Source organism: Cupriavidus phytohabitans (genome assembly GCF_000426345.1).
Taxonomy (GTDB): Bacteria; Pseudomonadota; Gammaproteobacteria; order Burkholderiales; family Burkholderiaceae; genus Cupriavidus.
In genome coordinates, this window is sequence record NZ_AUFE01000019.1 from 1 (window position 1) to 12,741 (window position 12,741).

13 protein-coding genes are annotated in these 12,741 nt (G+C 68.8%); all 13 read left to right on the forward strand.

The features are described 5' to 3' along the window. The coding region (locus K309_RS36650; protein WP_035877624.1) for a carboxyl transferase domain-containing protein at positions 1–406 on the forward strand (406 nt) is incomplete at its 5' end. A gap of 82 nt (positions 407–488) precedes the next feature. Then, the gene (locus tag K309_RS0115615) at positions 489–1,379 is read left to right on the forward strand and encodes a dienelactone hydrolase family protein (RefSeq protein WP_029047301.1); all 891 of its coding nucleotides are present in this window, start codon (positions 489–491) and stop codon (positions 1,377–1,379) included. 44 nt (positions 1,380–1,423) lie between these two features. Beyond that, positions 1,424–2,212, forward strand: a complete 789-nt coding sequence (locus tag K309_RS0115620; RefSeq protein WP_029047302.1) for an enoyl-CoA hydratase/isomerase family protein — start codon at positions 1,424–1,426, stop codon at positions 2,210–2,212. A 713-nt stretch (positions 2,213–2,925) separates the two neighbouring features. Beyond that, on the forward strand, positions 2,926–4,326 hold the full coding sequence (gene bioA, locus K309_RS0115625) for an adenosylmethionine--8-amino-7-oxononanoate transaminase (protein WP_029047303.1): 1,401 nt from the start codon (positions 2,926–2,928) through the stop codon (positions 4,324–4,326). Further along, the gene (gene bioF, locus K309_RS0115630; RefSeq protein ID WP_029047304.1) at positions 4,316–5,530 is read left to right on the forward strand and encodes an 8-amino-7-oxononanoate synthase; all 1,215 of its coding nucleotides are present in this window, start codon (positions 4,316–4,318) and stop codon (positions 5,528–5,530) included. Before bioA ends, bioF begins: the two co-directional genes overlap by 11 nt. Further along, complete coding sequence (gene bioD / locus K309_RS0115635) at positions 5,527–6,264, forward strand: dethiobiotin synthase (protein ID WP_029047305.1); 738 nt, start codon at positions 5,527–5,529, stop codon at positions 6,262–6,264. The genes bioF and bioD overlap by 4 nt, the downstream gene beginning before the upstream one ends. A 23-nt stretch (positions 6,265–6,287) precedes the next feature. Next, a complete protein-coding gene (gene bioB, locus K309_RS0115640) occupies positions 6,288–7,310 on the forward strand; it encodes a biotin synthase BioB (protein WP_029047306.1) in 1,023 nt (340 codons plus the stop codon). A 110-nt stretch (positions 7,311–7,420) separates the two neighbouring features. Beyond that, a complete protein-coding gene (locus tag K309_RS0115645) occupies positions 7,421–9,439 on the forward strand; it encodes an acetyl/propionyl/methylcrotonyl-CoA carboxylase subunit alpha (RefSeq protein ID WP_029047307.1) in 2,019 nt (672 codons plus the stop codon). 158 nt (positions 9,440–9,597) lie between these two features. Continuing rightward, entirely contained in the window at positions 9,598–10,539 is a 942-nt protein-coding gene (locus K309_RS0115650) for a 2-hydroxyacid dehydrogenase (RefSeq protein WP_029047308.1), read from the forward strand. A gap of 40 nt (positions 10,540–10,579) precedes the next feature. Beyond that, positions 10,580–11,515, forward strand: coding sequence for a hydroxymethylglutaryl-CoA lyase (locus K309_RS0115655; protein ID WP_029047309.1), 936 nt, complete (start codon positions 10,580–10,582; stop codon positions 11,513–11,515). Positions 11,516–11,537: 22 nt separating this feature from the next. Beyond that, positions 11,538–12,038 carry a YbaK/EbsC family protein gene (locus K309_RS0115660; protein WP_029047310.1) on the forward strand — a complete coding sequence of 167 codons (501 nt, stop codon included), beginning with the start codon at positions 11,538–11,540 and terminating at the stop codon, positions 12,036–12,038. After that, on the forward strand, positions 12,035–12,481 hold the full coding sequence (locus K309_RS0115665) for a thioesterase family protein (RefSeq protein WP_035877629.1): 447 nt from the start codon (positions 12,035–12,037) through the stop codon (positions 12,479–12,481). Before K309_RS0115660 ends, K309_RS0115665 begins: the two co-directional genes overlap by 4 nt. Further along, a complete protein-coding gene (locus tag K309_RS0115670) occupies positions 12,474–12,737 on the forward strand; it encodes a DUF1289 domain-containing protein (protein WP_051320481.1) in 264 nt (87 codons plus the stop codon). Before K309_RS0115665 ends, K309_RS0115670 begins: the two co-directional genes overlap by 8 nt. The last annotated feature ends 4 nt before the right edge of the window (positions 12,738–12,741 follow it).

The following is a 12,741-nucleotide window of genomic DNA, read 5'->3' on the forward strand; positions in this document are numbered from 1 at the left end:
GGCGACCGCGCAGGTGCCCAAGTTCACGGTGATCATCGGCGGCTCGTTCGGGGCCGGCAACTATGGCATGTGCGGCCGTGCGTATTCGCCGCGCTTCCTGTGGATGTGGCCGAACGCGCGCATCTCGGTGATGGGCGGCGAGCAGGCCGCGAGCGTGCTGGCGACGGTGCGCCGCGATGGCATCGAGGCCAGGGGCGGCAAGTGGAGCGCGGAGGAAGAGGATGCCTTCAAGCAGCCGATCCGCGACCAGTACGAGCACCAGGGCCACCCGTACTACGCCAGCGCGCGGCTGTGGGACGACGGCGTGATCGATCCCGCGCAGACGCGCACGGTGCTGGGGCTGGGCCTGTCGGCCAGCCTGAACGCGCCGATCGAGGATATGAAGTTCGGCGTGTTCCGCATGTAACGCCGTCACGGCATCGGCTCTATCTTCTTCATCGCTTTGTCTGGTTTCATCGGCTTCATCGGTTTTTTGGGCTTCCACTTCCATGCGTTGCGTGACCCGTCTGCTTTCCTGCCTTGCCACGGTGCTCGCCTTGCTGCCGGCCTTGCCGGCGCCGGCGCAGACGGGGGCCGGCGCCGGGCAGGCCGCGCCGCGCATGCGCTTTACCGAGCAGGTGGTGATGCTGCCCAAGGCCGCGATCCCGTCGCGCATCGACCTGGAAGCCACGGTGTTCAAGCCGCCGGGAGAAGGGCCGTTTCCGCTGGTGGTGATCAACCACGGCAAGGCGCCTGGCCGCCCTTTCACGCAGGGGCGCGCACGTTTCGCGGCGCAGAGCGCCGAGTTCCTGCGCCGCGGCTACGTGGTGGTGCTGCCGATGCGGCAGGGCTTCGCGCGCTCGGGCGGCGCCTACGTGGGCGGCAGCTGCGACATCGAGTCCAACGGCATGATGCAGGCCGACGACGTGGTCGCCACGCTCGACTACATGGCCACGCTCCCCTATATCGACATGGAGCGCATCGTGGTGATCGGGCAATCGCAAGGCGGGCTGACCACCATGGCCTTCAGCACCATCGGCTATCCCGGCGTGCGCGGCGTGGTCAACTTTGCCGGCGGGCTGCGCAACCTGAACTGCGCGGACTGGGAAGGCCGGCTGGTCGACGCCTTCGCCAGCTACGGCAGCGCGGCGCGCTACCCGTCGCTATGGGTGTACGGCGACAACGACAGCTACTGGCCGGTGCCATTGCCCGGCCGCATGTTCAACGCATACAAGGCGCAGGCCAAAGGCGAAGCGGCCAATGCGCGGCTGTTCGACGTGGGCGAGTTCGCCAACGACTCGCACCGGCTGTTCAGCGCGCGCGAAGGCATCCCGTTGTGGCTGCCCGAGGTCGCCGCCTTCTTCCACTCGCTCGGCCTGCCGTTCGAGACCGGCTCCTGAGCCGCACCCGCTAACCATTCAGACATCCGCCAACGGAGCGAACCATGGAATTCACCACCCTCACCGTCAATATCGCCAACCACGTCGCCACCGTGACGCTGAACCGGCCAGACGTGCGCAATGCCTTCAACGAGACCGTGATCGCGGAAGTCACCGGCGCCTTCCGCGCACTCGGCGACATGGACGAGGTGCGCGCCATCGTGCTGGCCGGCAACGGGCCGGCCTTCTGTGCGGGCGCCGACCTGAACTGGATGAAGAAGATGGCCGGCTACTCCGACGACCAGAACCGGGCAGACGCGCTGACGCTGGCGCAGATGCTGTATACGGTGTGGTCGTGCCCGCGCCCGGTGATTGCGCGCATCCAGGGCGACACCTACGCCGGCGGCATGGGGCTGGTCGCCGCGTGCGACATCGCGGTGGCCGCCGAGCACGCGCATTTCTGCCTGTCCGAGGCGCGGCTGGGGCTGCTTCCCGCCACCATCAGCCCCTACGTGATCCGCGCCATGGGCGAGCAGGCGGCGCGCCGTTACTTCATCACCGCGGAGCGTTTCGATTCGGCCGAGGCGCTGCGGCTGGGCTTCGTGCATGCGGTGGTGCCGGCCGAGGCGCTCGACGCCAAGGTGGCCGAGCTGGCGACCGCGCTGGTCGGCAACAGCCCCAATGCCGTGCGCGAGAGCAAGCGGCTGGTGCAGGATATTGCGGGGCAGGTGATCGATGACGACCTGCTGGCGGATACGGCGGATCGGATTGCGAAGATCCGGGCGTCGGAGGAAGGGAAGGAAGGGGTGAGGTCGTTCCTGGAAAAGCGGACGCCGTCGTGGCGGCCGGCCTGAGGGGGGCGATGATTTGGATGCCTTGCCTGCGGCTGGTATCTGGTAGTGCTTGATATGCCTGGTTCCGCCCTCCTGGGCGGGTCACTTTTTGTCCGAGCGACGAAAAGTAACCAAAAAGCGCGTTACTGCCCTGGGCGGGCGGCCACTCTTATCGTAGTGTGCGGGGGCTTTCGTACGGGGCTGCGCTTCCTCACATAGCAGGGCTGCCTGCCGCCGTGGTGCGCCATGGTGGCCCGGGATTGACGCAGTTTTCGGACCAGCCCCGAGCTGTGGATAGTCCCTGCTGCTGACGTCAACGTAGGGACGCCTACGGCTGCGCTGCGCGCCGTCAGCATCGCAGGTCATGTGCTCGGGCATGGAACGCATCGCTGCGCTCGCTTAGCGCTATCGCTGGCGAACCCTCCAACGGCTTCTCCCACGCTTGTTTGCTCCCCTCTCCCGCTCGCGGGAGAGGGGCCGGGGGAGAGGGCCGGAGCGTCAACGGAGCCAGGCCTCAAAAAAACCTCCATCCATTTTGCGTGGAGATCGCGGCACGCAACTCCCAAGTTCCATGCTTCACCCCTATAAAATCGTCGAAATCACGCGAACCGGCGCCCAAAACAAAAAAATCGCCTTCATTGCCAATCCCGCGCGGACGTTCCTAACATGACCCTCCCAACCGTCAGCCGCGTTGCAGCAATGCGCACGCAGACGGTCAACAAAGGAGGGCTACCTTGGATCACCTGTCCCTTTCCCCAGGCGGCGAGCAGTCGCTGGGCCAGCGCAGCCGCAATGCGGTCTGGCACCCCTGCACCCGCCTGCGCCCCGATGACGACGCCCTGCCGCTGGCGATTGTGCGCGGCGAAGGCCCGTGGCTGTTCGATGCCGACGGCCGCCGCTATTTCGACGCCACCAGTTCGTGGTGGGTCAACCTGTTCGGCCATGCCAACCCGCGCATCAACGCCGCGCTGGCGGGCCAGCTGGAGACGCTCGGGCATGTGATGCTCGCCGGCTGCACCCACGCCCCCGCGGTCGAACTGGCCGAGCGCCTGTCCGCGCTGAGCGGCGGCGCGCTCGGCAATGTGTTCTACGCCTCGGATGGCGCCTCGGCGGTCGAGATCGCGCTGAAGATGAGCTTCCACTACTGGCGCAACACCGGGCTGCCTGCCAAGCGCGAGTTCGTCTGCCTGCGCAACGGCTACCACGGCGAGACCGTTGGCGCACTGGCGGTGACCGACGTGGAAATCTTCCGCGACGCCTACGACCCGCTGATCCGCCGCGCGCATGTGGTGATGTCGCCCGACGCGCGCCAGGCCGTGGGCGGCGAGTCGGCCGCCGACGTGGCCGCGCGCGCGCTGGCGGAGCTGGAAACGCTGCTGCGCGAGCGCGCCGGCCAGATTGCCGCGCTGATCGTCGAGCCGCTGGTGCAGGGCGCCGCCGGCATGGCGATGCATGACCCGTCTTATCTCGACGGCGCGCGCGCGTTGTGCGATCGCTACCGGGTGCACCTGATCGCCGACGAGATCGCGGTCGGCTGCGGACGCACCGGCACCTTCTTCGCATGGGAGCAGTCGCGGCGCACCGAGGCTGCGCTGCCCGCGCATGCGTGGCCCGATTTCCTGTGCCTGTCCAAGGGCATCAGCGGCGGCTACCTGCCGCTGTCGCTGGTGCTGTCGCGCCCGGAAATCCAGCGTGCCTTCATCGCCGACGAACTGGCGCGCAGCTTCCTGCATTCGCACTCGTACACCGGCAACCCGCTGGCCTGCCGCGCCGCGCTGGCCACGCTCGACCTGTTCGAGCAGGACAATGTGATCGAACAGAACCGCGAACGCGCCCGCTGGCTGGCCGAAGCGATGGCGCCGCTGGCTGCCGACGCGCGCCTGCAGCACGTGCGCCAGCGCGGGCTGATCTGGGCCGCCGACGTGCGCGACGATGTGGCAAGCGCCGATTTCTCCGCGCGCTTCCACCATGCCGCGCGGGCACGCGAACTGCTGGTTCGCCCGATCGGCAATACGTTGTATGTGCTGCCGCCCTATGTCTTCGATGCCGCCCAGGCGCACTGGCTGGGCCAGCAACTACTGGCCACGCTCGACGATGTCACCACCACCAGCGCGGAGGTCCGCCATGCTGCTTGAACAACTGAAACAGGCCGCCGCGCAGCGCCAGCAACTGGCCCTGACGCGCCGCCGCCGCATCGCCCACACCGCGTGCGCGCCGCATCAGGTGGTGGGCGTCGTCGACGTGCAACCCCAATCGCTGCTGACGTTCTGCAGCAACGATTACCTCGGACTGGCCAACCATCCGCAGGTGATCGCCGCGCTGGCGGAAGGCGCGCACCGCTACGGTGCCGGCAGCGGCGCGTCACACCTGGTCAGCGGCCACTCGCTCGCGCATGCGCAGCTGGAGGAAGAGTTGGCACGCTGGTTCGCGCCGCATATCCCGCACGCGCAGACGCTGTACTTCTGCACCGGCTACATGGCCAACATGGCGGTGCTGACCGCGTTGGGCACGGCCGGCGCGACGCTGTTCTGCGAATCGCTCAACCACGCCTCGCTCATCGACGGCGCACGGCTGGCACGCGCCGACGTGCAGCGCTATCCGCATTGCGACACCGCCGCGCTGGAAGCGCTGCTGGCGGCGAGCACCAGCGAGCGCAAGCTGATCGTCACCGACAGCGTGTTCAGCATGGACGGCAACGTCGCGCCGCTGCGCCGGCTGCTGGAGCTGGCCGAGCGCTACGACGCGTGGATCATCGTCGACGACGCGCATGGCTTCGGCGTGCTGGGTGAGCAGGGCCACGGCGTGCTGGAAGCGCTGGGGCTGTCGTCCGAGCGCTTTGTCTATATCGGTACGCTGGGCAAGGCCGCCGGCGTGGCGGGCGCGTTCGTCGCCGCGCATGAGACCGTGATCGAGCATCTGGTCAACACCGCGCGGCCGTATATCTACACCACGGCCGCGCCGCCTGCGGTGGCGCATGCATTGCTGGCGAGCCTGGCGATCATCGAAGGCGAGGAAGGCCGGCAACGCCGTGCGCAACTGATGCGCTGCATTGCATTGCTGCGCGAAGGCCTGGCACGGCTGGCCGCCAGCGCCGGCTGGTCGCTGGGCGAGAGCCAGACCGCGATCCAGCCGCTGATCATTGGCGACAACGCGGCGTCGCTGGCGCTGTCGGCGGCGCTGGAGGCCGGCGGCATCCGCGTCGGCGCGATCCGGCCGCCGACCGTGCCGGAGGGCACGGCGCGGCTGCGCATCACGCTGTGCGCCGCGCACGACGAAGCCGACGTGCGCCGCCTGCTCGACGCCCTGTCCGGGGCGATGCCGCGCAAGGAGGCTGCATGATTGCGCCGCGCAATTTCGCGTGCTTTGTGACCGGCACCGATACCGGCGTCGGCAAGACCCACGCCAGCGCCACGCTGCTGCATGCGCTCCACGGCGCCGGCTACCGCACCGCGGGCATGAAGCCGGTCGCCAGCGGCAGCGAATGGCGCGACGGCCACTGGCACAACGACGACGTGGCCCAGCTGCGCGCCGCCAGTTCGGTGACGGTGCCGCTCGGCCATACCTGCCCGTTCCTGCTGCGCACGCCGTGCTCGCCGCACCTGGCGGCGGCGCACGAAGGGGTGCGCATCACGCGCGCGCCGATCCGCGAAGCGTTCGACGCGCTGCGCCGCCAGGCCGATGCCGTGGTGGTGGAGGGCGTGGGCGGGTTCCACGTTCCGCTCGACGCCGGCGCCGTGCGCTGGAGCACCGCCGACCTGGCCGTGATGCTGGGCCTGCCGGTGGTGATGGTGGTCGGCATCCGCCTGGGGTGCCTCAACCACGCGGTGCTGACCGCCGAAGCGGTCCGCGCGCGCGGCCTGGTGCTGGCCGGCTGGATCGCCAACCGGGTCGACCCCGACATGCTGCTCGCCGACGAGAACATCGCCACGCTGCATGCATCGCTGGACGCGCCGTGCCTGGGCGAGCTGCCCTGGCAACTCGACCCCGCCGCCGCCGCTACGCGCCTAGACCTCGCGCCGCTGTTTGCCGCCACCGCCAAATCCCGGGCCGAGGCCGCCAGCCTCGCTGCCTGAACCAGAATCCGACTGAAAACAACATGACCCAAGCCCACACCGTTACCACCATCTCCGCCGAATCGCTGCGCCAGACCGCCCGCCAGCACGCATTGCCCGACGACGCCAAATGGCGCGTCGACGACGTCGCCGCACTGTTCGCGCTGCCGTTCAACGACCTGCTGTTCCGCGCCCAGCAGGTGCATCGCGAGAACTTCGACGCCAACACCGTGCAGCTGTCGACGCTGCTGTCGATCAAGACCGGCGGCTGCGAGGAGGACTGCGGCTATTGCCCGCAAAGCGCGCACCACGACGCCGGCGTCAAGGCCGAGAAGCTGATGGCGCTGGACGAGGTGCTCGACGCCGCGCGCGCCGCCAAGGCCAACGGTGCCACGCGCTTCTGCATGGGCGCCGCCTGGCGCAGCCCCAAGGACCGCCACCTCGAGCCCGTGATGGACATGGTGCGCGAGGTCAAGGCGATGGGCCTGGAGACCTGCGTCACGCTGGGCATGCTCAAGGCGGAGCAGGCGCGGCAGCTCAAGGAAGCCGGGCTGGACTACTACAACCACAACCTGGATACCTCGCCCGAGTTCTACGGCAAGATCATCACCACGCGCACCTACCAGGACCGGCTCGACACCATCGGCCACGTGCGCGACGCCGGCATCAACGTCTGCTGCGGCGGCATCGTCGGCATGGGCGAATCGCGCGAGGCCCGCGCCGGCCTGATCGCCCAGCTGGCCAATATGGACCCGTACCCGGAGTCGGTGCCCATCAACAACCTGGTCCAGGTCGAAGGCACGCCACTGGCCGGCACCGAGGCGCTGGACCCGTTCGAGTTCGTCCGCACCATTGCCGTGGCCCGCATCACCATGCCCGGGGCGATGGTGCGCCTGTCCGCCGGCCGCGAGGCCATGGATGAGGCCTTGCAGGCGCTGTGCTTCATGGCCGGCGCCAATTCGATCTTCTACGGCGAAAAGCTGCTGACCACCGGCAACCCGCAAGCCGACCGCGATCGCGCCCTGCTGGCCCGCCTGGACATCCGCGCGGAGGGTTACGCGGGGTAATCACGCGGAATAGTCACGCGGCATGGTTGCGCGAGATAGCGACGCGGAATTAACCCATTGGACACCTCCCCGCCGTAAGATGCCGATAACGGCATAACAAGGAGGGAGCCATGTTCAGCAAGATCCTGATCGCCAACCGCGGCGAGATCGCCTGCCGTGTCGCCGCCACCTGCCGCCGGCTCGGCATCCGCACCGTCGCGGTGTACTCGGATGCCGACGCCGATGCGCGCCACGTCGCCTTCTGCGACGAAGCCGTCCATATCGGCGGCGCCGCCGCGCGCGACAGCTACCTGCGCGCCGATCACATCATTGAAATGGCGAAGGAAACCGGCGCCCAGGCGATCCACCCGGGCTACGGCTTCCTGTCGGAAAACGAAGCCTTCGCCGAGGCCTGCGCCGCCGCGGGGCTGGTCTTCATCGGCCCGCCGGCTTCCGCCATCTACGCGATGGGTAGCAAGAGCGCGGCCAAGCAGTTGATGGAGCGCGCTGCCGTACCGCTGGTGCCGGGCTACCACGGCGAAGACCAGGACCCGGCGCTGCTGCGCCGCGAGGCTGACCGCATCGGCTACCCGGTGCTGCTCAAGGCCAGCGCGGGCGGTGGCGGCAAGGGCATGCGCGTGGTCGAGTCGGGCGATGCCTTCGAGGCCGCGCTGGCATCGGTCAAGCGCGAGGCCAGCGCCAGCTTCGGCGACGACAAGGTGCTGGTGGAGAAATACCTGACCCGTCCGCGCCATATCGAGATCCAGGTGTTTGCCGATACGCACGGCAACTGCGTCTACCTGTTCGAGCGCGACTGCTCGGTGCAGCGCCGGCACCAGAAGGTGCTGGAAGAGGCGCCGGCACCGGGTATGACGGAGGAACGCCGCCGCGCGATGGGCGAAGCCGCAGTGGCCGCCGCCAAGGCCGTGGGCTACGTTGGTGCCGGCACGGTAGAGTTTATCGCCAACCAGGACGGTTCTTTCTACTTCATGGAGATGAACACGCGCCTGCAGGTCGAGCACCCCGTGACCGAGATGATCACCGGGCAAGACCTGGTCGAATGGCAGCTGCGCGTCGCCGCCGGCGAGCCGCTGCCGCTGGCGCAGGACCAGTTGCGCATCGACGGCCACGCGCTGGAAGCGCGCATCTACGCCGAGAACCCCGACAAGCAGTTCCTGCCCTCCACCGGCACGCTGCGCTTCCTGCGCACGCCGCCGGCGGTGCAGTTCATGCGCGGCGAGGATGCCCATGGCCCGGCCGGTATCCGCATCGATGCCGGCGTGCGCGAGGGCGACACCATCAGCCCGTACTACGACCCGATGATCGCCAAGCTGATCGTCTGGGGCAAGGACCGCGACGAGGCGCTGGCGCGCATGCGCCAGGCGCTGGCCGCCTATCACGTGGTGGGCCTGTCGACCAACGTCGCGTTCCTGCAGCGGCTGGTGAAGTCGGAAGCGTTCCGCACCGCCGACCTCGATACCGGACTGATCGAGCGCAACGAGAAGACCCTGTTTCCGCCGCCGGCGCCGGTTGGCATGGAAATCATCGCGCTGGCCGTGGCCGCGCTGCTGGACCGCGAGGCGCGCGAACTGCGCATCGACGCCGCCGATCCGCACTCGCCGTGGACCCACGGCGGGGCGTGGCGGCTCAACGGCGGCGTCTCGCGCCAGCTGCGCTTCGGCTACGGCGACCATGTGCTCGACGTGACGCTGAACACCAACGCGCGCGGCAGCACGCTGATCTACGCCGACCAGGCGGCGCCTTTCGCCAGTACCTGCCAGGCCGACGACCTGCGCGTCAACCTCGGCACCCGCCGTGCGCATGGGCAGGTGCACAGTGACGGCGAGACCTTCCATGTGTTCTATGCCGGGCGGCATGTTGCGCTGGCGTGGCTCGACCCGCTGGCCCATGCCGGCGAATCCGAAAGCGAGGGGGGCAAGCTGACCGCGCCGATGCCGGGCAAGGTCATCGCGGTGATGGTCGAAGCCGGCAGCACGGTCACGCGCGGCACGCCGCTGCTGGTGATGGAAGCGATGAAGATGGAGCACACCATCAGCGCGCCGGCCGACGGCGTGGTCAGCGAGGTGCTCTACGGGGTGGGCGAACAGGTTGCTGAAGGGGCGCAACTGCTGGCGTTCGAGGGCAACTAAGCGCCGCGCTACGGACGGGGTTTGGGCCGATGCCTGACCCCGATCGCATTCCTCTGCCAAAATACCCTTTTGAGCGATCAACTCCTGCCCTCATTCCCGCGCACGCGGAAATGGCAATGGACGCCGCTTCGCCCCCGCAACCTCCCCCTGGAGACATGATGAAGTTGCAGTTGTACGTCCCCGACGGCCGCTATGACCCGTGGATCGAAGGCTTTGCCGAGGCCTTGCCCGAAGCCGAATGCGTGACCTGGGAGGGCAGCCGCGGCGAGCCCGCCGACTACGCCGTGGTGTGGCGCCCGCCGGTGGAGATGCTGCGCGGCCGCACCGACCTGAAGGCGGTCTTCAACCTTGGCGCCGGCGTCGACGGCATTCTGCGGCTGCGCGACGAGGCGCCCGATGCGTTGCCTGCCGGCGTGCCGATCGTGCGGCTGGACGATGCCGGCATGGCCGCGCAGATGGCCGAGTACGTCACCCACGCCGTGCTGCGCTATTTCCGCAAGCTCGACGCCTATGAGGCGCAGGAGCGCGCCGGCAACTGGAAATTCCTCAAGCCGCATCGCCGCGCCGACTTCACCATCGGCGTGATGGGCGTGGGCACGCTCGGCACGCATATCGCCCGCACGCTGGCCGGCTTCGGCTTCCCGGTGCGCGGCTGGAGCCGCACCGCGCGCGCGATCGAAGGCGTCAACGGGTTCTATGGCGATGCGGGCCAGGCGCCGTTCCTGAACGGCCTGCGCGTGCTGGTCAATGTGCTGCCGCTGACACCGCAGACCGAGAACATCCTGAACGCCGGCCTGTTCGCGCGGCTGGCGCAGGGCGCCTATGTGATCAACGTGGCGCGCGGCCAGCACCTGGTCGAGGAAGACCTGCTGGCCGCGGTCCAGTCGGGCCAGGTCGCGGGCGCCACGCTAGACGTGTTCCGCACCGAGCCGCTGCCGGCGGATCATCCGTTCTGGCAGGAGCCGCGCATCACGGTGACGCCGCATATCTCGGCGCTGACGCTGCGCGAGGACAGCATCGCCCAGATCGCCGGCAAGATCCGCGCGCTGCGCGCGGGCCAGCCCATCGCCGGCGTGGTCGACCTGCAGCGCGGGTACTGAGCGCCGGCACACCACAACGAATAACAGACAGGAGACGGTCATGACCATCCCGAACTATGTGAAGATCGTCGAAGTCGGCCCGCGCGACGGCCTGCAGAATGAAAAGGCCATGGTGCCGACCGACGTCAAGGTCGCGCTGGTCAACCAGCTGACCGACGCCGGCTTCGTCAATATCGAGGCCGCCTCGTTCGTCTCGCCCAAGTGGGTGCCGCAGATGGCCGACGGCGCGGATGTGATGGCCCGCATCCAGCGTCGGCCCGGCACGCTGTATTCGGTGCTGACGCCGAACATGAAAGGCTTCGAAGGCGCCGTCGCGGCCGGCGCCGACGAGGTAGTGATCTTCGGCGCCGCCAGCGAAGCGTTCTCGCAGAAGAACATCAACTGCTCGATCGCCGAGTCGATCCAGCGCTTCGAGCCGGTCGCCGCCGCCGCGAAAGAGAAGGGCGTGCGCCTGCGCGGCAGCATCTCGTGCGCGCTGGGCTGCCCCTACCAGGGCGAGGTTCCGGTCAGTGCCGTGGTCGACGTGGTGCGCCGCATGCGCGAGCTGGGCTGCGACGAGATCGATATCGCCGACACCATCGGCGTGGGCACGCCGGTGCGCGTGCAGGAAGTGATGCGGGCGGCCGCCGCCGAGTTCGCGCTGGACCGGCTCTCGGGCCATTTCCACGACACCTACGGCCAGGCGCTGTCCAACATCCTGGCCAGCCTGGAAGTGGGCATCTCGATTTTCCACGCCTCGGTCGCCGGGCTGGGCGGCTGCCCGTATGCCAAGGGCGCGACCGGCAATGTGGCGACCGAAGACGTGCTGTACATGCTGCACGGCATGGGCATCCATACCGGCATCGACCTGGAGGCGGTGGTGCGCACCGGCGACTACATCTCGCAGGCGATCGGCCGCGCCAACAGCTCTCGCGTGGGCCGGGCGCTGCTGACCAAATGGGCCGCCGCCAGCGATGCGGCGCCGGCCTGCGCCTGAGCTCGAAAAACAAGGAGAACGCATGACGGCAAGTAACGAAGCGCTGCCCGAATCCGCGCAGCGCGTGGCGGACCTGCTGGCCGGGCTCGGCCACGACCGCCCGGTGGTGATGCTGCCCGCCACCGGCAAGACCTCCGCCGAAGCCGCGGCGGGGCTGGGCTGCAGCGTGGCGGAGATCGCCAAGTCGATCATCTTCCGCCGCGTCGAGGACGATGCGCCGGTGCTGGTGATCGCCAGCGGCAGCAACCGCGTCGACGAGGCCAAGGTGGCGGCGCGTGTGGGCGCGCTGGGCAAGGCCGATGCGCGCTTCGTGCGCGAGAAGACCGGCTATGCCATCGGCGGCGTCTGCCCGATCGGCCATGCGGTCGCGCCGGTGATGCTGCTCGACCAGGACCTGTTCCGCTACGACAGCCTGTGGGCTGCCGCCGGCCATCCGCATGCTGTGTTCAACCTGACGCCGCAGCAACTGCAGCAGATGACCGGCGCGGAGGTTGCCGACGTGGCCGCCGGAGCGCCGGCATGAAATCAGAGCTGCCATCCGGGCTACGTCCAGGGCTGGCCTTCAGCTGGCAATACACGGTGCCCCCCAAGGCCACCGTGCCGCGCCTGTACGACGATATCCCCGGCTGCCCGGAGATGCCCGACGTGCTGGCCACCGGCTACCTGGTCGGCATCATGGAATGCGCCTGCCTGCAGATGCTGCGCGAGCACCTGGACTGGCCGCGCGAGCAGTCGCTCGGCACGCTGGTCAGCTTCTCGCACCTGGCGCCGACGCCGCCGGGCATGACGGTGACGGTCAAGGGCCAGCTGGTCGAGGTGGACGGCCGCCGCCTGCGCTTTGAACTGAGCGCCTGGGACGGCGAGGACAAGATTTCCGAGGGCGTGCACGAGCGCCACCTGATCGACGCGGGCCGTTTCAACGAAAAGGTGGCGGCCAAGGCCGCGCGCCAGCAGAAGCATGCCTGAAGCGCGCGCGCCAGCCACGCTTGCGGCATTGGCCGCGGAACTCGCGGCACAGGCCGAACGGCTGGAAACGCCGGTGCCCTCGCCGTGCCGCAACGTCTGCCGCATGGACGCGGCCAGCGGCTACTGCGAGGGCTGCCTGCGCACTATCGAAGAGATCGCCGGCTGGTCATCGGCCAGCGACGAAGACAAGCGCAGCACCTGGGCGCAACTGCCCCAGCGCCCCACCTGGCTGGCGGGCGAGGAGACACCCCCTTGAGCGA